Annotated in this window: 23 protein-coding genes; 12 read left to right on the top strand and 11 right to left on the bottom strand. The window is 70.5% G+C overall.

The genetic code is table 11. The annotated features are described in order from the left end of the window. Positions 1-25: 25 nt before the first annotated feature. From rocD to AB0B90_RS03690, 5 genes are all read right to left on the bottom strand, one after another. A complete protein-coding gene (rocD, locus tag AB0B90_RS03710) occupies positions 26-1237 on the bottom strand; it encodes an ornithine--oxo-acid transaminase (RefSeq protein WP_350944512.1) in 1212 nt (403 codons plus the stop codon). Between the two features lie 59 nt (positions 1238-1296). Then, positions 1297-2103, bottom strand: coding sequence for a dimethylargininase (ddaH, locus tag AB0B90_RS03705; protein WP_350944511.1), 807 nt, complete (start codon positions 2101-2103; stop codon positions 1297-1299). A 136-nt stretch (positions 2104-2239) separates the two neighbouring features. Continuing rightward, positions 2240-2737, bottom strand: coding sequence for an Lrp/AsnC family transcriptional regulator (locus tag AB0B90_RS03700; RefSeq protein ID WP_350944510.1), 498 nt, complete (start codon positions 2735-2737; stop codon positions 2240-2242). A 192-nt stretch (positions 2738-2929) separates the two neighbouring features. Next, a complete protein-coding gene (locus AB0B90_RS03695) occupies positions 2930-3640 on the bottom strand; it encodes a DUF5941 domain-containing protein (protein ID WP_350944509.1) in 711 nt (236 codons plus the stop codon). After that, entirely contained in the window at positions 3637-5211 is a 1575-nt protein-coding gene (locus AB0B90_RS03690) for a CDP-alcohol phosphatidyltransferase family protein (RefSeq protein ID WP_362920603.1), read from the bottom strand. The genes AB0B90_RS03695 and AB0B90_RS03690 overlap by 4 nt, the downstream gene beginning before the upstream one ends. A 169-nt stretch (positions 5212-5380) precedes the next feature. Between AB0B90_RS03690 and recO the strand changes: the two genes are divergently transcribed. Continuing rightward, a complete protein-coding gene (gene recO / locus AB0B90_RS03685) occupies positions 5381-6118 on the top strand; it encodes a DNA repair protein RecO (protein WP_350944506.1) in 738 nt (245 codons plus the stop codon). Next, positions 6115-6924 (top strand): isoprenyl transferase, encoded by an 810-nt coding sequence (locus AB0B90_RS03680; RefSeq protein WP_350944504.1) that lies wholly within the window; start codon positions 6115-6117, stop codon positions 6922-6924. The genes recO and AB0B90_RS03680 overlap by 4 nt, the downstream gene beginning before the upstream one ends. 80 nt (positions 6925-7004) lie before the next feature. Here AB0B90_RS03680 and AB0B90_RS03675 read toward each other — a convergent pair whose 3' ends face one another. The 6 genes from AB0B90_RS03675 to AB0B90_RS03650 all read right to left on the bottom strand — a co-directional run bounded on the left by AB0B90_RS03675 (position 7005) and on the right by AB0B90_RS03650 (position 11563). Further along, entirely contained in the window at positions 7005-7553 is a 549-nt protein-coding gene (locus AB0B90_RS03675) for a CGNR zinc finger domain-containing protein (protein ID WP_350944502.1), read from the bottom strand. A 225-nt stretch (positions 7554-7778) separates the two neighbouring features. Continuing rightward, positions 7779-8186, bottom strand: a complete 408-nt coding sequence (locus tag AB0B90_RS03670) for a transcriptional repressor (RefSeq protein ID WP_350944500.1) — start codon at positions 8184-8186, stop codon at positions 7779-7781. Then, the gene (locus AB0B90_RS03665; protein ID WP_350944498.1) at positions 8170-9015 is read right to left on the bottom strand and encodes a metal ABC transporter permease; all 846 of its coding nucleotides are present in this window, start codon (positions 9013-9015) and stop codon (positions 8170-8172) included. Before AB0B90_RS03665 ends, AB0B90_RS03670 begins: the two co-directional genes overlap by 17 nt. Then, a complete protein-coding gene (locus AB0B90_RS03660; RefSeq protein ID WP_350944839.1) occupies positions 9012-9764 on the bottom strand; it encodes a metal ABC transporter ATP-binding protein in 753 nt (250 codons plus the stop codon). The genes AB0B90_RS03665 and AB0B90_RS03660 overlap by 4 nt, the downstream gene beginning before the upstream one ends. A gap of 36 nt (positions 9765-9800) precedes the next feature. Further along, positions 9801-10607 (bottom strand): metal ABC transporter substrate-binding protein, encoded by an 807-nt coding sequence (locus AB0B90_RS03655; protein ID WP_350944496.1) that lies wholly within the window; start codon positions 10605-10607, stop codon positions 9801-9803. Between the two features lie 566 nt (positions 10608-11173). Then, positions 11174-11563 (bottom strand): DUF6703 family protein, encoded by a 390-nt coding sequence (locus AB0B90_RS03650; protein ID WP_362920600.1) that lies wholly within the window; start codon positions 11561-11563, stop codon positions 11174-11176. A gap of 214 nt (positions 11564-11777) precedes the next feature. Between AB0B90_RS03650 and AB0B90_RS03645 the strand changes: the two genes are divergently transcribed. From AB0B90_RS03645 to ppdK, 10 genes are all read left to right on the top strand, one after another. Beyond that, positions 11778-12056 carry an antibiotic biosynthesis monooxygenase family protein gene (locus AB0B90_RS03645; protein WP_350944492.1) on the top strand — a complete coding sequence of 93 codons (279 nt, stop codon included), beginning with the start codon at positions 11778-11780 and terminating at the stop codon, positions 12054-12056. A 144-nt stretch (positions 12057-12200) separates the two neighbouring features. Beyond that, the gene (locus AB0B90_RS03640; RefSeq protein WP_350944490.1) at positions 12201-13586 is read left to right on the top strand and encodes a glycine--tRNA ligase; all 1386 of its coding nucleotides are present in this window, start codon (positions 12201-12203) and stop codon (positions 13584-13586) included. A 321-nt stretch (positions 13587-13907) separates the two neighbouring features. Then, positions 13908-14081 (top strand): hypothetical protein, encoded by a 174-nt coding sequence (locus AB0B90_RS03635; RefSeq protein WP_350944488.1) that lies wholly within the window; start codon positions 13908-13910, stop codon positions 14079-14081. Positions 14082-14119: 38 nt separating this feature from the next. Next, the gene (locus AB0B90_RS03630) at positions 14120-15121 is read left to right on the top strand and encodes an AAA family ATPase (protein WP_362920872.1); all 1002 of its coding nucleotides are present in this window, start codon (positions 14120-14122) and stop codon (positions 15119-15121) included. Beyond that, entirely contained in the window at positions 15121-16059 is a 939-nt protein-coding gene (locus AB0B90_RS03625) for a DUF58 domain-containing protein (RefSeq protein WP_362920598.1), read from the top strand. The genes AB0B90_RS03630 and AB0B90_RS03625 overlap by 1 nt, the downstream gene beginning before the upstream one ends. Then, the gene (locus tag AB0B90_RS03620) at positions 16056-16994 is read left to right on the top strand and encodes a VWA domain-containing protein (RefSeq protein ID WP_362898359.1); all 939 of its coding nucleotides are present in this window, start codon (positions 16056-16058) and stop codon (positions 16992-16994) included. Before AB0B90_RS03625 ends, AB0B90_RS03620 begins: the two co-directional genes overlap by 4 nt. Positions 16995-17004: 10 nt before the next feature. Then, the gene (locus tag AB0B90_RS03615; RefSeq protein WP_350944482.1) at positions 17005-17907 is read left to right on the top strand and encodes a trypsin-like peptidase domain-containing protein; all 903 of its coding nucleotides are present in this window, start codon (positions 17005-17007) and stop codon (positions 17905-17907) included. 158 nt (positions 17908-18065) lie between these two features. Further along, on the top strand, positions 18066-18737 hold the full coding sequence (locus AB0B90_RS03610; protein WP_350944480.1) for a response regulator transcription factor: 672 nt from the start codon (positions 18066-18068) through the stop codon (positions 18735-18737). Further along, a complete protein-coding gene (locus AB0B90_RS03605; protein ID WP_362920596.1) occupies positions 18734-19957 on the top strand; it encodes a HAMP domain-containing sensor histidine kinase in 1224 nt (407 codons plus the stop codon). Before AB0B90_RS03610 ends, AB0B90_RS03605 begins: the two co-directional genes overlap by 4 nt. A gap of 246 nt (positions 19958-20203) precedes the next feature. Beyond that, positions 20204-22846 carry a pyruvate, phosphate dikinase gene (gene ppdK, locus AB0B90_RS03600; protein WP_362920594.1) on the top strand — a complete coding sequence of 881 codons (2643 nt, stop codon included), beginning with the start codon at positions 20204-20206 and terminating at the stop codon, positions 22844-22846. The last annotated feature ends 225 nt before the right edge of the window (positions 22847-23071 follow it).

Genomic DNA, 23071 nt, shown 5'->3' with positions numbered 1-23071 from the left:
CATGCCCGGGCTCGGCCGGGGTGGTTCACTTCGCCAGTTCGGCGAGGGCCGCGCCGAGCTGGTCGACCGCCCAGAGGAGGTCCTCCTCGGAGACGACGATCGGCGGGGCGAGGCGGACGGTCGAGCCGTGGGTGTCCTTGGCCAGCACGCCGTGGGCCATGAGCGCCTTGGAGACCTCACGCCCGCTCGCCAGCGACGGGTCGATGTCGACCCCCGCCCACAGGCCGCGCCCGCGCACGGTGACCACGCCGTGGCCGATCAGCCCGCGCAGCCTCTCGTGCATGACCTCGCCGAGCTCCCTGGCCCGCGCCTGGTACTCGCCGGTGCCGAGCATCTCGATGACCGCGTTCGCGACCGCGCAGGCGAGCGGGTTGCCACCGAAGGTGGAGCCGTGCTGCCCCGGCCTGATCACACCGAGCACGTCCTCGTTCGCGGTGATCGCCGAGACCGGGACGACGCCGCCGCCCAGGGCCTTGCCCAGCACGTAGATGTCGGGGACGACGCCCTCGTGGTCGCAGGCGAAGGTCTCGCCGGTGCGGCCGAGACCCGACTGGATCTCGTCGGCGATCATCAGGATGTTCTCCGCGGTGCACAGTTCGCGGACCTGGGTGAGGTAGCCGTCCGGCGGTACCAGCACCCCGGCCTCGCCCTGGATGGGCTCGAGCAGCACCGCGACCGTGTTGGCGTCGACGGCCTCGCGGATCGCCTCGACGGAGCCGTACTTCACGATCCTGAAGCCGGGAGGGTAGGGACCGAAGCCGCCCCGGGCGTCGGGGTCGGTGGAGAAACCGACGATCGTGGTGGTCCGGCCGTGGAAGTTGTCCTCCATCACGATGATGTTGGCCTGATCGGCGGCCACTCCCTTGACCTCGTAGCCCCACTTGCGGGCCACCTTGATCGCGGTCTCCACGGCCTCGGCGCCGGTGTTCATCGGCAGGACCATGTCCTTGCCGGTGAGGTCGCCCAGCCCGGCGGCGAAGGAGGCGAACTGGTCGTGGAAGAAGGCGCGGCTGGTCAGGGTGAGCCGCGACAGCTGCTCCTGCGCCGCTGCGATGATCTTCGGGTTGCCGTGCCCGAAGTTCAGGGAGGAGTAGCCGGACAGGCAGTCGAGGAACCGCCTGCCCTCCACGTCGACGACCCAGGCGCCCCGCGCCTCGTGGATCACGATGGGCAGGGGGTGGTAGTTGTGCGCGCTGCGGCGCTCGCTCAGCTCGATGAACTCGTCGGTGCCGGTCATCCGATGATCCGCCCCTCCCCGATATGCCCGGTCCGCCCGGTACGTCTGGTCTGTGGTTGTCATGCCCCGCCCTGTCCCCGGATCTCCAGCGTGCAGCACTTGGGGCCGCCGCCCGCCTTGCGAAGCTCCGACAGGTCCACCGCGATGACCTCGAAACCCCGGCGCTTGAGTTCGAGCTGCAGGTCGGAGGCCTCGGCGTTGATCACCACGTTGACGCCGTCGCTGACGGCGTTGAGGCCCAGCACGGCCGCGTCGTCCTCGTTCGCGATGACGGCCTCGGGGAAGAGGGTGCGGAGCACCTCCTGGCTTCCAGGAGAGAAAGCCTCCGGGAAGTATGCCACGTTATGTCCGTTAAGCGGGAAGAGCGCGGTGTCCAGGTGGTAGAACCGGGGGTCCACCAGCTGCAGCGTCACCACCGGGCGGCCGAGGAACTCCTGGGCCTCCTTGTGCGCGGTGATGTCGGTACGGAACCCGGTCCCGGCCAGCACCAGGTGGTCGAGCGTGAGGAAGTCCCCCTCGCCCTCGTTGGTGAAGGCCGCCTCACGGACCCGCCGGTAGCCGTTGTCGACGAACCAGCGCAGGTACGCGGGTCCCTCGGCCGCGCGCTGCGGGTGGGTGAACCGCGCACCGTACACGCGGCCGTCCACGACCAGCGCGCCGTTGGCGGCGAAGACCATGTCCGGTAGGCCCTCCACCGGGTCGATGAGGCTGACGCGGTGCCCGAGCTCCTCGTAGACGCTCTTGAGCGCCTCCCACTGGCGGATCGCCACCTCGCGGTCGGCCCCGGCCTCGGGGTGCATCCACGGGTTGATCGCGTACTCGACCGCGAAGTGGTCGGGCCGACACATGAGGTAGTGCCTGGTCATGGATAACCCCCGCGTGTGAAAGGTCGTGGTGACAGCCGCCCATCACGGTCCCGATGGCGGCGTCATCAGCCTAGGAAGCGCGTTCTCGCAGGCCAAGAGCCTGCTTTTGCGCGTCGGCGCGGGTTTCCCGCGTGCTTCAGGTCAGAAACGTCGATTCGTTGTGCGGGGCGATGAAGGGCTCGCTGCGCGAGGTCACCAGGGGTGCCTCGATCAGCCGGGAGAGCACGATGGAGCTCTTGGTCCGCACCACGAACGACTCGGAGGCGATCCGCTCGATCACCCTCTCCACGTGCCGCACATCGGTGGCCCTGATGTGCAGCAGCGCGTCGGCCTCACCGGTGATGGTGCACGCCGAGACCACCTCCGGATGGCGGCCGATGGCCACCCCGATCTCCGACGGCGAGGTCTTGCCCGCGCAGAACAACTCCACGTAGGCCTCGGTGGTCCAGCCGAGCGCCGCGGGCTCCACCCGGGCGGTGAACCCGGTGATGGCGCCGGTCTCGCGCAGCCGGTCCACCCGGCGTTTCACCGCCGACGCCGACAGGCCGACCCGCTGTCCGATCTCCGCGTACGTGGCGCGGGCGTCCTCGACGAGCGCCCCGATGATGTCGCGATCCAGCCTGTCCAGTTCCACGAAGACCTGTATACCGCTTCGGACGGGCGCGGGTTCGCGACGGGCGCCGGCGGCCCGCGCCCGGAAGACACGAACGCCGCCGGACGGATGATCCGTCCGGCGGCGTTCGCCGTTCGTGAAGCCCTGACCAGCCCTGACCAGCACCGATCGATCTTGATCGAGCCCGGTCAGGTCAGGCCGGGCCGGAGCCGCTCAGGTCTGGTCGGCCTCGCCGGTGGCCTGCTCCTGGGCCTCCTCGGGGGAGGTCTCCAGGTCGTCGCTCGCCTGCGCGGCGTTCGCCGTCTGCTTGTCCAGGCCGACCCAGCTCGTCACGCTCTCCACCGCGAACAACACGCCGAGATAGAGCGTGAGCGCGGCCAGCACCCACGTCATCACGCCCAGCACGGCGCCGACGCTGATGATCAGCAGCCGGAGCTCCCAGCCGAGCCCCGCCCTGAACACCCAGGGGGCGGGCCAGATGCTCTGCCGCGTCCGGTACACCGTGTCGTAGGTGTGGTAGCCGATCACGTAGATCAGCACGTAGAGCAGCCACTTGGGCGCGTCGACCGCGAGGCCGACGAGGATGATCGTGAGGAACTCGGTCCCCCGGATCAGCGGCGGCGCGAGCCAGTCGAGCTTGCCGAGGTGGTCGCGGGCCGCGGTGGGCAGCACCAGGACGATCATGACCAGTGCCGGGACGAGCAGGATCGGCCCCTCCACCAGTAGCCCGGTCACGGCCATCGCGATGATCGCCAGCAGCGCGGCGAGCGTGGCGGGAACCGGGGGCAGCCCCGGCCCCACCTTGTCGCGGAGCAGCGTCACCAGCGGGCCGTCGTCGCGGTAGGCGAGCAGCCGCGCGGTCTGCACGCGCAACCGCTCCTCGTACGGATCCGGAACGGGGGTGGTCTGCGGCTGGGTGATCATGCGAGAGACCTCATCAGGCGTCCGGTGAGCGAGTAGGCGGCACCGATGCCGCCCCAGATGATCAGGGTGAGGAAGGTGATCCTGGCGTCGAACAGGGCGCTGACGATCGCGATGGCGGCGAAACGCTCGCCGATGGGGAACACGATCATCTTGCGGGCCCAGTGCACGGCGCGGTATCTGCCGGCCCTGCCCCACATCTTCAGCAGGCTGCGGATCCCGCCGGTCACCGCGTTCTTGCGCTCCTCCAGCGCCTGGCGCAGCCCGGTGTCGGCGCTCACCGTGAGCGGGACCGACGGCAGCGGCGACGGGGGCTTGCGCCGGTTCGCCGCGCCGTAGGAGAAGTCGAGGAGGTGCCTGATGGACTGCACGCCGAGCGCGATCAGCGCGAGCGTCCAGACGTCGCCCACCCCGGAGACCGCCGCGCCGACCGCCAGGCCCGCGAAGACCACGTATTCCTTGAACCGGTCGAACGTGGCGTCCAGCCACGCCCCGAGCACGCCGAACTTACGGGCGTATCGTGCGACCTGGCCGTCCACGCAGTCGAACACGAACGCGAAGTAGATCAGCACCCCGCCCGCGACCATCCCGGTCCGCTCACCGGTGGCGAAGCACAGCGCCGCCGCCACGCCCAGCGCGATGGAGATCAACGTGACCTGGTTGGGGGTGAGACCCCGCCTCGCCGCCCATCGGGCGATGAACCGGGAGTAGGTGCTGACGAAGTACGTGGTGAAGAAGCCGTCGGCGCCCTTCACCGCGTTGTCCAGCCGCGCCCTGTCCTCGTTGAACGTGGACATCTCGGCCAGCGCCTCCGCGGCCTGCTCGGGAGTGGACACCCGGCGGAAGAACAGGTCCCGGCGGCCGCGGATGCCGACGGAGACGCCCTTGCGCACCAGACCCAGCACCAGCAGCTGGACCAGGTCGTCCTCGGGCCCCAGCAGGTGGGCCATGTCGGCCAGCTCGCGGGCGGCCTCCGCGAGGACGGGCGCGTGCTTGTGGTGCAGGTGCAGCGGGCCGAGAAGGACCGAGTTGGGCCTGGTCACCCCGTGGAAGGCCGAGCCCACCGAGATGACCCGGGACCTGCGGGCGCGCACCCTGACGGGCAGGCCCTCCAGCGTCCGCTCGCCGATCTCCGGCAGCGCCTCCTCGATCGGGACGTCCGGGACGACGACGTCGCCGTTCTCGTCCTCCTCGCGCGGCTCCTTGGCGATCAGCGCGAGGGCTCCGCGCTTCGACTTGGTGATCTGGTAGATCAGCTCGTCGTGGATCAGCGAGTTGGCCGGAAGGAGAAGCAGGTTCTCGGTGGCGTACTCGACCGCGTCGGCCACGGCGCGCAGGTCACCGGCGAGGTCGGAGGTCTCGACAAGGCTGCCGGGGAAGCCCCGGTGGGCGGCGGCGTCGCCCGAGCGGACGATGGTCACCGGCTCGGAGTCGAGTGAGGCGAGCTGGCCGTGCAGCTTGCCGATCACCGTGGGGCAGCCGGGAAGCGCGGGCAGGGGCAACGCGGCGGGCGTCACCTGGCCGGGAGCGGCATCGGGGCCGGGCGATGAGCCCAGCAGGACCACGCGGGGCATGGCACCCTTTCGTGCGGAGACGGTGTGAGGCGGTGTAACCGGGGGCGGCATTTCGCCAGGGGCCAAAGTTTAGTGAGTTTTAGGTGAACAACACGCACCAGTGATCTATCCGTGTCGTTTGATCATGGTTCCACCTCTGCCAAGTGGACCGTCCCACTACACTGTGCGGGTGAGTCTGTACCGTGACGACGGCATCGTGCTGCGCACCCACAAGCTGGGAGAGGCCGACCGTATCGTCACCGTGCTGACCCGCCGGATGGGCAAGATCCGGGGCGTCGCCAAGGGGGTCCGGCGGACAACATCACGATTTGGCGGACGGCTGGAGCCGTTCACCCACGTCGATCTCCAGCTCCACACCGGCCGTACGCTCGACATGATCACCCAGGCCGAGACCATCAGGCCGTACGGCGAGTCGCTCGTCTCCGACTACCCGCGCTACACGGCGGGCACCGCGATGCTGGAGACCGCCGACCGCCTGGTCATGGGGGAGAAAGAGCCGGCGCTGCGCCAGTTCCTGCTGCTCGTCGGCGGTCTGCGCACGCTCGGCTCAGGTGATCACGAGGCCAGGCTCGTCCTGGACGCCTACTTCCTGCGCTCCCTCGCGGTGGCCGGTTACGCCCCCGCCCTGGAGGCATGCGCCCGCTGCAAGGCCGTCTCGGTGCGGGCCTTCGCCATCGTGGCCGGTGGCGTCGTGTGCGGCGCCTGCCGCCCCGCGGGAGCGGCGGTGCCCGAGGGAGAGACGCTCGCCCTGATGGTGGCGCTGCTCAAGGGCGACTGGTCCACCGCGGACGCCTCCGTCGCCCGGCACCGCGCCGAGTGCAGCGGCCTGGTCGCCGCGTATCTCCAGTGGCACCTCGAACACGGCATACGCTCTCTTCGACACGTAGAAAGGGAGCACGCCACGTGAACGTCCGCCCACCCGTCCCGCATCCCTCCGGTGCCACCCCGCCCCCGATCCCGCGCGACCTCGTGCCCCGGCACGTGGCGATCGTGATGGACGGCAACGGACGGTGGGCCAAGCAGCGCGGCCTGCCCCGCACCGAGGGCCACAAGGCGGGTGAGGCGTCGCTCTTCGACGTGATCGAGGGCGCGATCGAGCTCGGCGTCCCCTACCTGTCGGCCTACGCCTTCTCCACGGAGAACTGGAAGCGCTCCCCCGACGAGGTCCGCTTCCTGATGGGTTTCAACCGCGACGTCATCCGCCGCCGCAGGGACCAGCTTCACGCGATGGGCGTGCGGGTCCGCTGGGCCGGTCGTCCGGGACGGCTGTGGAGGAGCGTCATCCAGGAGTTGCGCGACGCCGAGGAGATGACCAAGGACAACTCCACGCTGACCCTGCAGTTCTGCGTCAACTACGGAGGCCGGGCCGAGATCGTGGACGCCGCCCTGCGTCTCGCGCAGGACATCGCCGACGGACGGGTCAAGCCGGGCCGGGTGAAGGAGGAGACCTTCGCCCGCTATCTGGACGAGCCGCAGATTCCCGACGTCGATCTGTTCGTGCGGTCCTCGGGGGAGCAGCGCATCTCCAACTTCCTGATCTGGCAGACGGCGTACGCCGAGATGGTCTTCCTCAACCGCCTCTGGCCCGACTTCGACCGCCGCGATCTGTGGGAGGCCTGCGAGACGTACGCCAAGCGCGACAGGAGATACGGGGGAGCGGTGCCGAACGTGGTCGCGCCCGCACGGGACGCCTCGGGCGGCGCCGCGGGATGAGGCGGGTACCGGCCCGCGCGGCCCGGCTCAGGGTGTCACCTGGCCGGGCCTCGGACCTCGCGGGGCCGGCACCCCGGTCGTCAGGCTCGGCGTCGTGCGCGGTAGGCGGCGACGTGCATCCGGTTTCCACAGGTGCGGCTGTCGCAGTAGACCCGCGAGCGGTTGCGTGACTCGTCCACGAAGACGTGGTCGCAGTCGGGGGCCGAGCAGGTGCGCAGGCGCTCCCACTCGTCCTCGACGAGCAGGTGGGCGAGCGCGACCCCGATGTCGGCCGCGAGGTGGTCGTGGAGCGAGGCGTCCGGCGCGAAGTAGTGGACGTGCAGGGGGTGGCCGTCGTGCTCGGTCAGGCGCGGGGTGATGCGGGTCCCGCTCAGCAGGGTGTTCAGCCGGATGACCGCGGTGGGCTGGTCGGGGGCGGTGAAGACCTTGTGGAAGGACTCGCGCAGCGCGCGCACCTGGGCCAGGTCGGCGGCGTTCAGCTCGCCGATCCCGCTGACCTCCCAGCGTGCCACGAAGTCGCTGAGTTTCCGCAGGTCGGTCAGGGTGTCTTCGCCTCCGGTGGAGGGGGAGGTGTTGACCAGGTCGACCGCGGTGGCGAGTGAGTGCACCATGTCATGTCCGAATGGCATGTTGACTCCCGTATAAGCGATTGCAGCGTGAGGGCGCGTACGGCGGCTCGCCGTGTCGGAAGCGTATCTCTCCGGTGAACCTCCGGTGCCCTCTCGCGCACGCCCGTCGCGGCGGCGTGCCCTGTGTTATAAGGCATTCTATGCAATTATGTCCTGCTATTGCATGATATGTCCGATGGGTTAAGAATCGCTTTCCTCGCACGCGCGGCCTCCCGGGCCGTCCGCTCAGGCGCGGCTCGGCGTGCGCAGCGGTTTGGCGGCGGTGGAGCAGGAGGCGCAGGTGCCGAAGACCTCCACCGTGTGGGTGATCTCGGTGAAACCGTGCTCGGAGCCGATGGCCTCGGCCCACCGCTCCACCGCGGGCCCGGCCACCTCCACCGTACGGCCGCACCTGCGGCAGACCAGGTGGTGGTGGTGGTCGCCGCTGGCGCACGCCCGGTACACCGACTCGCCGTCGTCGGTTCTCAGCACGTCGACGTGGCCGGTGTCGGAGAGCGCCTGGAGCGCCCGGTAGACGGTGGTCAGTCCGATCTTGGCGCCTTCCGCGCGCATCTCCGCGTAGACGTCCTGCGCGCTGCGGAAACCCTCGCTCTGCCGGAGGATCGCGTGGACGGCATCACGCCTGTTGCTCATGACTGAACTCCTGAGATCGGCTTCGACGTACGAATCTACCGAGCCCGAGGGCGAGGACGAACCCCGCGAGAGCGACGACGACGATGATCGCGCCCGGTGGGACCTCGACGTAGAAGGAGGAGGTCAGACCACCGACCGTGGAGATCATTCCGAACAGCATGGAAAGAAGCATCGTGCTCACGAACCCCCGGGTGAGCTGCTGACTGGTCGCCACCGGCACCACCATCAACGCGCTCACCAGAAGCAATCCTACGACGCGCATGGCGATGACCACGGTGAGCGCGGCGGTCACCGCGATCAGCAGGCTGAGGAAGCGGACCGGCAGGCCACCGGCCTTGGCGACCTCCTCGTCCTGGCACAGCACGTAGAGCTCCCGCCCGAAGACGGTCACCACACCGAGCACCGCCACCGCCAGCAGGCCGATCACCCACACGTCCTCGACGGTGACGCTGCTGATCGAGCCGAACAGGTAGGACATCAGTGTGGCGTTGCTGCCACCGGGAGCCAGTGAGATGAGCAGCACGCCTCCGGCGATACCGCCGTAGAACAGCAGCGCGAGCGCCACGTCCCCGCTGGTCCTGCCGCGCGCGCGAACCAGCTCGATCGCCACGGCGCCCAGGATCGAGACCACCACGGCCGTCAGCACCGGGGCGGTTCCGGTCAGGAAGCCCAGCGCCACCCCGGTCAGCGCGACGTGCCCGATGCCGTCACCCAGCAGGGCGAGGCGGCGCTGCACCATGAACGTGCCGATGGCGGGGGCGGCCAGGCCGACCAGGAGGGCGGCGATCAGTGCCCGCTGCATGAAGTCGAACCGCAGAAGCTCGATCACGGGATCGGCCTCCAGTCGAGCGGGCTCACGGGCTCCTCCTCGCCGTGCGGATGCACATGGTCGTGGCCGGGCAGCGCGTGCGTGCCGACCGCCCGGGGCGGCGGGCCGTCGTGGCACACGTACCCGTCCCTGAGGACCACCGCGCGGGTGATCAGGGGTTCCAGCGGGCCCAGCTCGTGCGCGACCAGCAGGACCGTCTTGCCCTGGTCGACGAGCGTGGACAGGGTCTCCGCGAGGAGCCGCTGGCTCTCGGCGTCGACGCCCGCGGTGGGCTCGTCCATGACGAAGGTGTCCGGCTCCCCGGCGAGGGCACGGGCGATCAGCACCCGCTGCTGCTGCCCGCCGGACAGCGCCTGCACCGGGTCGGAGGCGCGGTGGGCCATTCCGACGGCCGCCAGGGCCCTGCCGGTCGCCTCGCGGTCGGCCGCGCCGGTCGGACGCAGGCGTCGCTGCCTCGCGATCCTGCCGGAGGCGACGACCTCGCGGATCGTGGTCGGCACGCCCCCGCCCACCGAGAGCCGCTGGGGCACGTAGCCGATCCGCCACCAGTCGCGGAACCGGGCGGGGGTTTTGTCGTAGAGGAAGGTCTCGCCGCCGGACAGGGGGACGAGGCCGAGCAGGGCGCGGATGAGGGTGGACTTCCCCGATCCGTTCGCACCGAGCACCGCCACCGCCTCACCTGGCTCGACGGACAGGTCGATGCCGCGAAGCACCGGACGGCGGTCCAGGTTGACCTGGCCGCCGTTCATGGTGAAGACCGTTTTAGTGGATGTCACGTGTGACCTTTACGAGCAGCTGAGTGCTTCCTGGAGTGTGGAGAGGTTCTGGCGCATGGCGGACAGGTAGTCGCCGTTCGCCGGCTGGCTTTCCACGGGGTCGAGGACCGCGGTCTTCGCACCGACCTCCTGGGCGAGGATCTCCGCGACCTTCGGGCTGACGAGGGTTTCGGTGAAAATCGTAGTTACTTTCTCCTGCTTGGCCACTTTTGCCACTTCGGCGAGGCGGGCGGGAGAGGGCTCGGCATCGGGATCGAGGCCGCTGATGCCGATCTGGTGCAGCTTGTAGCGATCGGCGAGATAGCTGAACGCGGCGTGGGCGGTGACGATCGCGTCCGAGGAACAGGTCGCCAGGCCCTTGGCCAGCTCCTGGTCCAGGGCGGTGAGTTCGCCGGCGGTGGCGGCGGCGCGGTCCCGGTAGCCCTGCGCGTGCGCGGGGTCGGCGGCGGCCAGCCTCTCGCCGAGCTTGGTGGCGACCGTCGCGAAGCGGGCCGGGTCGAGCCAGAGATGGGGGTCGTGGCCGACATCCCCGTGCTCGTGTCCCTCCTCGTCGTGGTGTTCCTCCTCCGCGACCGCGGGAAGGGGGGTGATCGCGGTGGCCGCGTCGAAGGCCCGGTCGGCGGCGTGCTGCTCGACGGCCTCGTCCACCGCGGGCTGGATCCCCTTGATGTAGACGACGAGTCCCGTCTTCTCCAGCCCGCCCACCTGCACCGGGGACAGCTCCAGGTCGTGCGGCTCGACGCCGGGTTTGGTCAGGCCCGTGACGGCCGCGTCGGGGCCGCCCACCCGCTCGGCGAGCCACTGCAGGGGATACATGGCCGCGGTGACGGTGGGTTTCCCGTCCGCGGAATCACTTGAGGCCCCCCCGGGTGAGCCGCTGGCCGGACCGGCTTCCGTGCCGCAGGCGGCGGTGGCGGCGAGGAGGACGGCGGAGGCAGCCAGGCTGACATTACGTATGCGGATACGTCGGGAGGACTCGGACATCATGCCATCTAGTATGCGCGCAAATGAAAACGATTGTCAAAATCGAGCGCGAAGGAGTTCGCGGAAGGAGTCGGCACATGTCCCGGGGGAGTCGCCACGCGACGGCCGAGAGGGCCACCTCCGGCAGGGAAGGACTCCGCTGCCCGGCGTTGCCCGGCTCGTTTCGGATGCCCCCGCGTGTCCGGCACCGGACAACGATGCCGTACGTCGCGGCGGTAACCGGGGAGAGGGGGCGGGGAACGGGTGACGGCCTCGGCGAGGTGCCGGCCAGGCCGTCCTGTACGCGTCCCGCCGTAGCCCCCTGCGAAGACCCTGGAGACCGAGGACCCTGCGAGGACCCTGCGAGGACCCTGGAGACCGAAGAGTTGGTAAGGGTTCCGGAGGAGGCGAAGGCGGCGTCAGAAGGCGCCGAAGCGGTCGGCGGCGAGCAGGATCAGGAAGGTGAGCAGCGCGACGCGCAGGAGACGCCCCCCGGCCCCCAGGGACGGCCACGACATGTAGGCGAGCCAGCCGACGAACCCGATCACCGGAAGCACGGCGAGGCCGCCCCAGAAGGACGGCACCGCGAAACCGGCCAGCAGGAGGGCCACCAGGACCACGGGGACGATCCAGCGGGGGAGCTGGAACAGGAAGACCAGCGGGGCCGCGCTGTGCCGCTCGACCCTCCGCCTCAGCCCGGTCGCCCCCGGCGTGAAGAACTGCTCACCCGGGGGCAGCGGGCGCCTGCCCTGCCTGGGGCGGGGCTGTGCCAGCGGGTGTGCGGGCCGTTCCTCACGCTTTTCTGCCACGGGTCGAGCCTAACGCCACCACGCCCGCCATGACATGCCCCGCCCCCGACCTCTGCCCCCGCTCTCGGACCCGCTCACCATGCTCGGACCTCGGGCCCGCCGGCCGTGCTCGCCTCTCGAACCCCGGACGGATCTCGGGTTCCGGACCCGCCCACCGTGCGCGGCCCCGGGAGGCGTCCGCCGGGCCGGGAGCCGGCTCTGGCATGCTGGGCGGGTGCTTGCTCTCATCCGCTACTCGGTGCCACCCGGCCAGACCGAGGAGTTCACGCTCCGGGCCCACGAGATCGTCGACACCCTGGCCGGGCAGCCGGGCTACGTGAGCGGCCGGGTGTCGAGGTCGGTGGACGAGCCGGAGCTGTGGGCGCTGGTCAGCGAGTGGGAGGGCGCGGGCTTCTACCGCAGGGCGCTGGGCGCGGCGCGGATGGCGATGTATCCGCTGATGACACTCATGATCAACGAGCCGAGCGCGTTCGAGGACGTCGAGCGTCCCTGACCTTTCGCCCGGCGTCCAGGTGAGGCTTTGCCGGGGGTGAAGCGGGCGGCGTGGTTCATCCGCACGTTCCGTGAGCCCGTCTCCCCTAAGCTGGAGGCTCAATCAATTCCTCGCCGACCTCCAGCCGGATGGAGATTCTCCCTTATGGCACGCCGCACGGACATCATGGACACCATCGTCAGCCTCGCCAAACGGCGTGGTCTTGTGTATCCCTCCAGCGAGATCTACGGCGGCCTGCGCGCGTCGTGGGACTATGGTCCGCTGGGCGTGGAGCTCAAGAACAACGTGAAGCGGCAGTGGTGGAAGACCGTGGTGCAGGGGCGTGACGACGTGGTCGGCCTCGACTCCTCGGTGATCCTCGCCCGAGAGGTGTGGCAGGCCAGTGGTCACGTGGAGACCTTCACGGATCCGTTGACCGAGTGCCAGTCGTGTCACAAGCGCTACCGGGCCGACCACCTCGAAGAGGCGTACACCGAAAAACACGGGAAGCACCCCGTCAACGGCCTGGCCGACATCGCCTGCCCCAACTGCGGCACCAAGGGCGCCTTCACCTCGCCGAAGCAGTTCAGCGGCCTGCTGAAGACCTACCTCGGCGCGGTCGAGGACGAGTCGGGCCTCGCCTACCTGCGTCCCGAGACCGCCCAGGGCATCTTCATCAACTACCTCAACGTGCAGCAGTCGGCGCGCAGGAAGATCCCGTTCGGCATCGGCCAGATCGGCAAGTCGTTCCGCAACGAGATCACCCCGGGCAACTTCATCTTCCGCACCCGCGAGTTCGAGCAGATGGAGATGGAGTTCTTCGTCAAGCCGGGCAGCGACGAGGAGTGGCACCAGTACTGGATCGACGAGCGCTTCCGCTGGTACACCGACCTGGGCATCAACAAGGACAACCTGCGCATCTACGAGCACCCGCAGGAGAAGCTCTCCCACTACTCCAAGCGGACCGTCGACATCGAGTACCGCTTCAACTTCACCGGCACCGAGTGGGGCGAGCTCGAGGGCATCGCCAACCGCACCGACTTCGACCTGACCGCGCACAGCAAGGCCTCCGGCACCGACCTCAGCTTCTTCGAGCAGGACACCGGTGAGCGCTACGTCCCGTACGTGATCGAGCCGGCCGCCGGTGTCGACCGCGCCACGCTCACCTTCCTGATCGACGCCTACACCGAGGACGAGGCGCCCAACGCCAAGGGCGTGATGGAGAAGCGCACGGTCATGCGCCTCGACCACCGGCTCGCGCCGGTCAAGGTCGCGGTGCTCCCGCTGTCGCGCAACGCCGACCTGTCGCCCAAGGCCAAGGATCTGGCGGCCCAGCTCCGCCGCCGGTGGAACGTCGAGTTCGACGACGCGGGGGCGATCGGCCGCCGCTACCGCCGCCAGGACGAGATCGGCACGCCGTTCTGCATCACCGTCGACTTCGACACCCTCGACGACCAGGCGGTGACCATCCGCGAGCGCGACTCGATGGCCCAGGAGCGCGTGGCTCTCGACCAGGTCGACTCCTACCTTCGTCAGCACCTCAACGACTAAGGCCCACCCGACCGGTCACGGCCGGCGACCCCGTTCGCGGGGTCGCCGGCCGTCGTCGTTCCCGCGCGGCGCGGTTCTCCCCGCGAGGCTTCCCGGTGCGGCTCTCCTCCCGCCCTTTCTCCTCCCACTCGTCTCCGAGCTCTCCTCCCACTCGTCTCCGAACGGCCCGCCTCCCCCTCGCCTCCGCCCCGGTGGCTCCCGGCAGGGGCTTTTCCCCAGGGTGAGCCGGGCGAAAGACGAGATAAAAAGCGGGCTTACGGCGGTTTTCGGGTCTTTTTGATGACATCAGGGTGATCGTTCGTTCAATGAAGGGGGAGAACGATGGCGCACGTATCACCCTGGAAAGCCGTTCCCGGGGTCGTGGCCCTCGCCGGGGTCGTCTTCCTGCTCACCGGAAGTGCCGCTCACGCCGACCCACGACCCACGCACGACGCGGTCGAGCTGCGGCTGCTCGTCGACGACTGTCCCGCCTCGACCTCCGCGACCGCCCGGTGACCGGGTACGCGGAGCACGTGCGGGAGATCCCGTCCGGCATGGACGGCGGAGCGGAAAGGGCGCCGGAGAGCACCGTGCTCGGACGGGCGTTGTTCGAGGTCAAGCGGGTGATCGTCGGACAGGACCGGATGGTCGAGCGCCTGCTCGTCGCGGTCCTCGCCAGGGGGCACTGCCTGCTGGAGGGGGTTCCCGGCATCGCCAAGACGCTGGCGGCCGAGACGCTCGCGGGCGTCGTGGGCGGCTCGTTCGCCCGGATCCAGTTCACTCCCGACCTGGTGCCCGCCGACATCGTCGGCACCCGTATCTACCGGCCGTCCACGGAGAGCTTCGACACCGAGCTGGGCCCCGTGATGGCCAACTTCGTGCTCGCCGACGAGATCAACAGGGCTCCGGCCAAGGTCCAGTCGGCGTTGCTCGAGGTGATGGCCGAGCGCCAGGTGAGCATCGGCGGTCGCACCCACCCGGTGCCCGCCCCGTTCCTGGTCCTGGCGACCCAGAACCCGATCGAGTCCGAGGGTGTCTACCACCTGCCGGAAGCCCAGCGGGACCGCTTCCTGATGAAGATCGACGTGGGATACCCGAGCGAGTCGGAGGAACTCGCGATCCTCTACCGGATGAGCATCGGCCGGCCGGTCTCCCGGCAGGTGCTCGACTCGGAGCGACTGCTTGAGCTCCAGAGGGCCGTGGACGACGTCTTCGTCCACCACGCCGTCGCCGAGTACGCGGTCCGGCTGGTGTACGCGACCCGGGAGCCCGCGCGGTTCGGGCTGGCGGACGTCGCACCGCTGCTGGCCTACGGCGCGAGCCCTCGGGCGACGCTCGGCCTGGTGGCCGCGGCCCGCGCGCTGGCGCTGCTGCGCGGCCGTGACTACGTCCTGCCCGAGGACGTCGCGGACCTGGCCGGCGACGTGATCGCGCATCGGCTGGTGCCGTCGTTCGACGCGCTGGCCGACGACGTCCCCCCGCGCCGGATCGTGGACCGGGTGGTCACGGCGATCCCGATGCCCAGGATCGCCCCCGGGCAGGGAGAGGCGGCCTGATGCGGCACCTGCTGTCCGAGCGGGTGCTCAGGCGGCTGGAGCTGACGGTCGTCAGGCGTCTCGACGGGCTGCTCCAGGGAGATCACCGGGGGCTCACCCTCGGACCCGGTGGCGATCTCGCCGAGGCGAGAGCGTACGCGCCGGGTGACGACGTGCGCCGGATGGACTGGAACGTCACCGCCCGCACGGCGGAGCCGCACGTACGCGACATGATCGCCGACCGTGAGCTGGAGACCTGGGTGTTGCTCGACGCCAGCGCCAGCATGGACTTCGGCACCGCGCTGATGGAGAAACGGGAACTCGCGCTCGCCGCCCTCGCGGCGATCGGTTTCCTCACCGAGCGGACGGGCAACCGCGTCGGGGCGCACATCCTGCACGGCGGCGAGGTGCGGCGGTTCCCCGCCAGGAGCGGACGCCCGCATCTCATGGCGCTGCTCGGCGCCGTGTTCTCGCTGCCGCGCACCGAGCCGGGCATCCCGGCGCCGCGCCTCGGACCGGCCGCCGACGATCTCCGCCGCGTGGTGCGCCGCCGCGGGCTCGTGGTCGTCGTCTCGGACTTCCTCGACCCTCCGGAGACCTGGGAGAGGGCGTTGCGCCATCTCGCGCTGCGCCACCAGCTCCTCGCGGTGGAGGTCGTGGATCCCAGGGAGCTGACGCTGCCCGACGTGGGGATGCTCACCCTCGTCGACCCGGAGACCGGCCGCCGCAGGGAGGTCTCCACGGCCGGTGGTCGTCTGCGCGAGCGCTACGCCGAGGCCGCCGCGAGTCAGCGGGCGGCGATCGCGACCGCGCTGCGCCGGTCGGGGGCCGCGCACCTGCGGCTGGACACCGATCGGGACTGGGTCCGCGACCTGGTCCGTCATGTCGTGCTCCAGCGCCGCCTGGCGCGGGCCCGTGGGGCGAGTGGTGCGAACGGTGCGAGAGGTGGTGCGGCATGACCTTTCTGTCCCCTGTCTGGTTGTGGCTGCTGGTGCCCGCGTTGATGATCGCGGTTCTCTACGTGGTCATGTATCTGCGACGCAGCCGCTACGCCCTGCGGTTCACGAATCTGGACCTGCTGGACAAGCTGGCGCCCAGGAGGCCCGGGTGGCGCAGGCACGTGCCCGCCACGGCGTTCATGGCGATGCTGGTGCTCCTCGTCGTCGGGTTCGCGCGGCCGACGGCCGAGGTGCGGGTCCCGAGAGAGGAGGCGACGATCGTCGTGGCGTTCGACGTCTCGGCGTCGATGCAGGCCACCGATGTGGCGCCCGACCGGTTCACCGCGGCGCGGGAGGCCGCGCGGCGGTTCGTCGAGGACCTGCCCTCCCGGTTCAACCTCGGCCTGGTCACCTTCTCGTCCTCGGCCTCGGTGAGCGTGCCGCCCACCGACGACAGGGCGGCGGTGCTGTCCGCGATCGACCGGCTCACCACGGACGCCGGTACGGCGATCGGCGAGGCGGTGTTCTCGTCCCTGGACGCGATCGACGCCCTGGAGGCCCAGGAACGGCCGCCCGCCCACATCGTGCTGATGTCCGACGGGTCGAGCACCATGGGGCGGTCACCGGAGCTGGCGGCACAGGAGGCGACCTCCAGGGGCGTGCCGGTCTCGACCATCGCGTACGGCACCTCCGAGGGCACGATCCAGCTGGGCGGCAGGGAGACCCTGGTGCCGGTGGACGGCCCCGCGCTGCGCGAGCTGGCGGAAGGCACCGGCGGGGGTTTCTACGAGGCGGCCTCCGGTGACGAGTTGCGGGCGGTCTACGACGACATCGGCAGCTCGGTGGGCTACCGGACCGAGAGGCAGGAGATCTGGCCGTGGTTCGTCGGGGTGGCCCTGCTGGGGGCGGTCGTGGCGGCCGGAACCTCCCTGTTCTGGTTCTCAAGGATCCTGTGAGGAGTCGGCCATGGTGACATCGCACGATCGGCTCTCGGGACTCGGACGGCCTCGCGGACCGGGTTTCACACCGGGGGACCCGCCCCTGGCCGCGCCACCGGAGGAGCCGGGGCCGCGCCCCGGTCCGGCGGCCACCGCGCGGAAGGCGGGGGCCGCACGCGTCCTGGTCGCCGCGGCGCTCGTCGCCGCGGTCACCGGCGGCGCGGCGGGCGTCGCGGGGGCCCGGCTGGCGGGAGACGGGCAGGCGGCCCCGGCGGCGCTGCCCCGGTCCACCGCGGGCCCGGTCGGCTCGTCCGGCCCCGCGGGGGCCGCGGGCGGCCTCAGCGGTACGGCGGCCAAGGTGTTGCCGAGCGTCGTGTCGGTCGAGTCGGGGCGGGGCTCGGGATCGGGCTTCGTGATCGACGGCTCGGGGCACCTGCTCACCAACGCGCACGTCCTCACCGGTGGCGCGGGCGTCACCGTGGTGCTCAACGACGGGCGGCGCCTGCCCGCCACCGTCGTGGGCACCGACGCGGCGTACGACCTGGCGGTGCTCAGGGTGAACGACACCCGCGCTCTGGTCCCGGCGGAGCTGGGGAGGTCCGCGGACGTCGCGGTGGGCGACCAGGTGCTGGCCATCGGCTCCCCGCTGGGCCTGGCGGGTACGGTCACCGGCGGCATCGTCAGCGCTCTCGACCGCCAGGTGAGGCTGGGCGGGAACGGGAGCGGGGGCGGGCAGACCGCTCTGCAGACCGACGCCTCCATCAATCCCGGCAACTCCGGAGGCCCGCTGGTCAACGCCAGGGGCGAGGTGATCGGGATCAACACCGCGATCGCGACGCTCTCGCGGCGGGGGAGCGGGTCGATCGGCATCGGTTTCGCCATCCCGATCGACCGGGCGGCCCCCGTCGCCGAGCGGATCATCCGGGGGTGACGGGGTGACGGGGTGACGGGGTGACGGGGCGACGGGGTGACGGGGCGACGGGGCGAACAGAGGCGGACGAAAGCGAAGGGAAGGGAATGCGAGGGAAGAGAAGCGCGGTATGGCGGTGGCATCCGCGTTTCCGGCCGCGCACGACCTAGGTTCGTACCATGCGACTGCTCGTTGTCGAAGATGAGGAAGATCTGGTCGACGCCCTGCGGGTGGGGCTCGTCCGGGCCGGATACGCGGTCGACGTCGCCTACGACGTGGCCCAGGCGCGGGAGAAGCTCCAGGTCAACTCGTACGACCTGGTCCTTCTCGACCTCAACCTGCCCGGAGGGGACGGCTTCGAGGTGTGCAGGGCGCTGCGCGGCACCGACCAGGGCCAGGCCGTGCGGATCATCATGGTGACCGCGCGGGACCGGCTGGACGACCGGGTCAGAGGGCTGGACGAGGGCGCCGACGACTACCTGGTCAAGCCGTTCGCCTTCCCCGAACTCCTGGCCCGCGTCCGCGCGCTGCTGCGCAGGGAGCCCGGCGGCGGGACGGCGATCCTGCAGGTGGGCTCGCTGCGGCTGGACACCTCCCGGGTGGAGGCTCACTCGGCCGGACGCGAGCTGGGACTCACCCCCAAGGAGTTCGGTGTCCTGCACTATCTGATGACCCGTCCCGGGCACGTCGTCTCCGCCGAGGAGCTCCTGGAACACGTCTGGGACGAGCACACCGACCCGTTCACCAACACCGTACGGGTGACGGTGGGAAACCTGCGGCGCAAGCTCGGAGCCGACGCCGTGATCGAGACCGTGGTCAGCAAGGGCTACCGGCTGAGGGAGGACACGTGAGGTTCTCCTTCGTGCAGACGATCCGCTTCCGGCTCACCGTGCTCTACTCCAGCCTGCTGTTCCTGCTCTGCGCCCTGGTCATCGGCGTGCTGTACGTCGCCGTGGCCAGGAGCGCGGAGGAGCGGCCCTACACCGTCCAGCAGGCCAAGCTCTACAGCGTCGACACCGAGCGCTACGTGGGCAAGGCCCCCGTCGTCGAACTCGCCGAGGTGGAGAACGCGGTCAACCTGCTCACCCTGCGGACCCTGCGCGACTACTCGTTCCTCACCCTGGGCGGGCTCTTCCTGGTGAGCTTCGGCATCGGCTGGGTGCTGTCGGGCCGGGTGTTGCGTCCGGTGCGCTCGATCACCAGGGCCGCCGCCGAGATCCAGGGCACCGACCTGTCGCGGCGGATCCTGCTCACCGGTCCGAAGGACGAGCTCCGCGACCTCGCCGACACCGTCGACACCATGCTCGGCCGCCTTGAGGGCGCCTTCCTGGCGCAGCGGCGGCTGATCGACGACGCCTCCCACGAACTGCGCAGCCCGCTGGCCATCATCCGGGCGAACGTGGACGCCGTCCTCGCCTCGCCCGACAGCACCGAGGAGGAGCGGATGCGGGCGGTGGCCATCGTGGACCGGGCCACCACCCGGATGACCCGCCTGGTCGAGGATCTGCTCGCGACCGCGCGCCGGTCCGCGCCCGCGCTCGCCGACGCCGAGGTGGACGTGGGCGCGCTCGCCGCCGAGGCGGCCGAGGAGTTCACCGCGCTCGCCGCGGGGCGCGGGCTGTCGATCCGCAAGGCGCTGCCCGCAGGACTGCGCGGGGTGGGGGACCACGACGCCCTGCGCCGGGCGGTGGGCAACCTGCTCTCCAACGCGGTACGGCTCGCGCCGGGCGGGAGCGAGGTCGTCGTGGCCGCAGGTCGCACCGGGGGGCGCAGCGGGGGCTGGATCTGGGTCGCGGTGCGCGACGCCGGCCCGGGGGTGCCCGAGGACGACCAGACGCGGGTGTTCGACCGTTTCTGGCGCGGCCAGACCAGCCGCCGCGACCGGCACAGCGGGCTGGGCCTGGCGATCGTCCGCCAGATCGTGGAGTCGCACGGCGGGCACGTGCGGCTGTTCTCCCGGCTGGGCGAGGGGAGCGTGTTCGTGCTGTGGCTCCCGTCGGGAGAGGGGCCCGCGGAAGGCGATGTCCCCGACCTGAACCCTCTCGCGGAAGTGGGCCTGACGGGTCGCTGAACCGGCCGTGAACGGGGTTGAATGCCGGAAAAATTGGTTTATACCAATTGGTGTAAACCAATTCTCCGAGTGATCGATATCCTTACGCATTTGGCCGTGATTTGAATTGGATTAGACCGGTGCACGTGCTCTGAGCTGTGATAATGCTGTTTCACGTGGTGGGTGCCGTTTCGTTGCCTTGTTCGTCGGTAGAGTCCGGATGGAGGCGGAACCAGACATCGTTCTGAAGTCGCAGAAGGAGCAACCGTGCCGAAGTACGTTTACGACTTCACCGAGGGCAACAAAGATCTAAGGGATCTGCTCGGCGGTAAGGGAGCGAACCTCGCCGAGATGACCAACCTCGGGCTGCCGGTTCCCCCCGGCTTCACCATCACCACCGAGGCGTGCCGGAGCTTCCTCGCGAACGGGACCCTGCCCGAGGGGATGCAGGAGGAGGTCTCCGCGCACCTGGCCGCCCTGGAGGCCGCGATGGGCCGCCGCCTCGGCCAGGCCGACGACCCGCTCCTGGTGAGCGTGCGCTCGGGGGCCGCCTTCTCCATGCCCGGCATGATGGAGACCGTTCTCAACATCGGGCTCAACGACGACTCGGTTCACGGACTGGTCAAGCAGGCGGGCGGCAACGAGCGCTTCGCCTGGGACTCCTACCGGCGCCTCATCCAGATGTTCGGCAAGACCGTCCAGGGCATCGACGGCGAGCTCTTCGACGGCGCCCTGGAGGAGCTCAAGGACGGCCGCGACGACCTGGAGCTGGAGGCGGCCGACTTCAGGCGCCTGGTCGCGACGTACAAGGAGATCGTCTACGCCAAGACCGGCGAGGACTTCCCCGCCGACCCCCACCGGCAGATGCGCATGGCGGTGGAGGCCGTGTTCGCGTCGTGGAACGCCCCCCGCGCGGTGCTGTACCGCCGCCAGGAACGCATCCCCGCCGACCTGGGCACCGCGGTCAGCGTCTGCTCGATGGTCTTCGGCAACTGCGGCATGGACTCGGGCACCGGGGTGGCCTTCACCCGCGACCCCGGCAGCGGCCAGCAGGGCGTCTACGGCGACTACCTGCAGAACGCCCAGGGCGAGGACGTGGTCGCGGGCATCCGCAACACCATGCGGCTGCAGGAGCTGGAGAGCCTCGACAAGCCCGTCTACGACGAGCTCATGCGGACCATGGAGACGCTGGAGAACCACTACCGCGACCTGTGCGACATCGAGTTCACGGTCGAGCGCGGCAAGCTCTGGATGCTCCAGACCCGCGTGGGCAAGCGGACCCCGGGCGCCGCGTTCCGCATCGCCGTCCAGCTCGTCGACCAGGGCGTCATCGACCTGGACGAGGCCGTGACCCGCGTGTCCGGCGACCAGCTCGCCCAGCTCATGTTCCCCCGCTTCGCCGACGACGCCGGCACCAAGATGATCGCGAGGGGGATGAACGCCTCGCCGGGCGCGGCGGTCGGCAAGGCCGTCTTCTCCACGGCCAGGGCCGTCGAGCTCGCCGGGCGCGGAGAGGCCGTCATCCTGGTCCGCCGCGAGACCAACCCCGACGACCTCGCCGGGATGATCGCCGCCCAGGGCGTGCTGACGAGCCGCGGGGGCAAGACCTCGCACGCCGCCGTGGTCGCGAGGGGCATGGGCAGGACCTGCGTCTGCGGCGCCGAGGAGCTGGAGGTCTCCGCCAGGGACCGCACGTTCACCACGGCCTCCGGCCTCGTGGTCTCCGAGGGAGAGGTGATCTCCATCGACGGCACCAGCGGGGCCGTCTACCTCGGCGAGGTGCCCGTGGTCCCCTCCCCGGTCGTGGAGTACTTCGAGGGCTCGGGCGACCGGGGCGACGAGCTCGTCCGCGCCGTGCACCGGATCATGTCCCACGCCGACGAGGTACGCAGGATGGCCGTACGCGCCAACGCCGACACCGGCGAGGACTCCGCGAGGGCTCGCAGGTTCGGCGCCCAGGGCATCGGCCTCTGCCGCACCGAGCACATGTTCCTCGGCGACCGTCGAGCCCTGGTCGAGGACCTGGTGCTGGCCGTCTCCGACGAGGAGCGCGAGCGGGCGCTGGCCGCGCTGGAGCCGCTGCAGCGGGCGGACTTCACGGAGATCTTCCAGGCGATGGAGGGCATGCCCGTCACGATCCGCCTGATCGACCCGCCGCTGCACGAGTTCCTGCCCGACTACACCGAACTGTCGGTGCGGGTCGCCCTCGCCGGTGACTCGGCGGAGGAGAAGGACCGTAAGCTCCTCGCCGCGCTCAAGCGGCTCCACGAGGAGAACCCGATGCTGGGCCTGCGCGGCGTGCGGCTCGGCCTGGTCATCCCCGGCGTGTTCGCCATGCAGGTCCGGGCGATCGCGGCGGCGGCCAAGGCCGTGCCGGGCAGCCGCCCGGAGATCATGATCCCGCTGGTGGCCGCCGTCCAGGAGCTGGAACACGTGCGGGACGAGGCGCGGCGGATCCTCGCGGAGGCCGGGGTCGAGGCGCTGATCGGCACGATGATCGAGGTGCCCCGCGCGGCGCTCACCGCCGGGCAGATCGCCGAGGCCGCCGAGTTCTTCTCGTTCGGCACCAACGACCTGACCCAGATGACGTGGGGCTTCTCCCGGGACGACGTCGAGGCCGCCTTCTTCTCCAAGTATCTGGAGCTGGGCGTCTTCGGGGTCTCCCCGTTCGAGACCCTGGACCGCGACGGCGTCGGCAGGCTCGTGGAGATCGCCGTCGAGCAGGGCCGCGCGACCCGGCCCGACCTGAAGCTGGGCATCTGCGGCGAGCACGGCGGTGACCCGGACTCGATCCACTTCTGCCACCAGGCCGGTCTCGACTACGTGTCCTGCTCGCCGTTCCGCATCCCGGTCGCCCGCCTGGAGGCCGCCCGCGCCACCCTGGTGTGCGAGGGCTCGGACACTCGCTGACACCCGCTGACCCTCGTGGTCGGCACCCCGACTTCGCGGGAAGTCGCCTCCGGCGCCGCCGGGGCGACTCTCCGCGGAGCCGGTCCCCGCGGCCCGTCCCACCCTCACCCGGGGCGGCCGCGGGGACCGGTACACCTCGCCCGCGACGCCCGCGCTCCCGGCGGGCGGGAACGGTGGCCGCGGGCCGGTACGCGGGGCGCGCTCCCTCGGTAGCGCTCCCGTAAG

The sequence above is a fragment of the Streptosporangium sp. NPDC049078 genome (assembly GCF_040648855.1).
Taxonomy (GTDB): domain Bacteria; phylum Actinomycetota; class Actinomycetes; order Streptosporangiales; family Streptosporangiaceae; genus Streptosporangium.
This window is presented reverse-complemented; position numbering and strand designations above follow the sequence as displayed.

What these genes read in the sequence shown, in the direction of transcription:
- AB0B90_RS03670 (WP_350944500.1), bottom strand. Translation starts at nt 8,186, where the DNA reads ATGAGCAACAGGCGTGATGCCGTCCACGCGATCCTCCGGCAGAGCGAG.
- AB0B90_RS03695 (WP_350944509.1), bottom strand. Translation starts at nt 3,640, where the DNA reads ATGATCACCCAGCCGCAGACCACCCCCGTTCCGGATCCGTACGAGGAG.
- AB0B90_RS03615 (WP_350944482.1), top strand. Translation starts at nt 17,005, where the DNA reads ATGGTGACATCGCACGATCGGCTCTCGGGACTCGGACGGCCTCGCGGA.
- AB0B90_RS03690 (WP_362920603.1), bottom strand. Translation starts at nt 5,211, where the DNA reads ATGCCCCGCGTGGTCCTGCTGGGCTCATCGCCCGGCCCCGATGCCGCT.
- AB0B90_RS03610 (WP_350944480.1), top strand. Translation starts at nt 18,066, where the DNA reads ATGCGACTGCTCGTTGTCGAAGATGAGGAAGATCTGGTCGACGCCCTG.
- AB0B90_RS03660 (WP_350944839.1), bottom strand. Translation starts at nt 9,764, where the DNA reads ATGAACGGCGGCCAGGTCAACCTGGACCGCCGTCCGGTGCTTCGCGGC.
- ddaH (WP_350944511.1), bottom strand. Translation starts at nt 2,103, where the DNA reads ATGACCAGGCACTACCTCATGTGTCGGCCCGACCACTTCGCGGTCGAG.
- AB0B90_RS03635 (WP_350944488.1), top strand. Translation starts at nt 13,908, where the DNA reads ATGGCGCACGTATCACCCTGGAAAGCCGTTCCCGGGGTCGTGGCCCTC.
- AB0B90_RS03630 (WP_362920872.1), top strand. Translation starts at nt 14,120, where the DNA reads ATGGACGGCGGAGCGGAAAGGGCGCCGGAGAGCACCGTGCTCGGACGG.
- AB0B90_RS03625 (WP_362920598.1), top strand. Translation starts at nt 15,121, where the DNA reads ATGCGGCACCTGCTGTCCGAGCGGGTGCTCAGGCGGCTGGAGCTGACG.
- AB0B90_RS03675 (WP_350944502.1), bottom strand. Translation starts at nt 7,553, where the DNA reads ATGCCATTCGGACATGACATGGTGCACTCACTCGCCACCGCGGTCGAC.
- AB0B90_RS03620 (WP_362898359.1), top strand. Translation starts at nt 16,056, where the DNA reads ATGACCTTTCTGTCCCCTGTCTGGTTGTGGCTGCTGGTGCCCGCGTTG.
- AB0B90_RS03655 (WP_350944496.1), bottom strand. Translation starts at nt 10,607, where the DNA reads ATGTATCCCCTGCAGTGGCTCGCCGAGCGGGTGGGCGGCCCCGACGCG.
- AB0B90_RS03640 (WP_350944490.1), top strand. Translation starts at nt 12,201, where the DNA reads ATGGCACGCCGCACGGACATCATGGACACCATCGTCAGCCTCGCCAAA.
- rocD (WP_350944512.1), bottom strand. Translation starts at nt 1,237, where the DNA reads ATGACCGGCACCGACGAGTTCATCGAGCTGAGCGAGCGCCGCAGCGCG.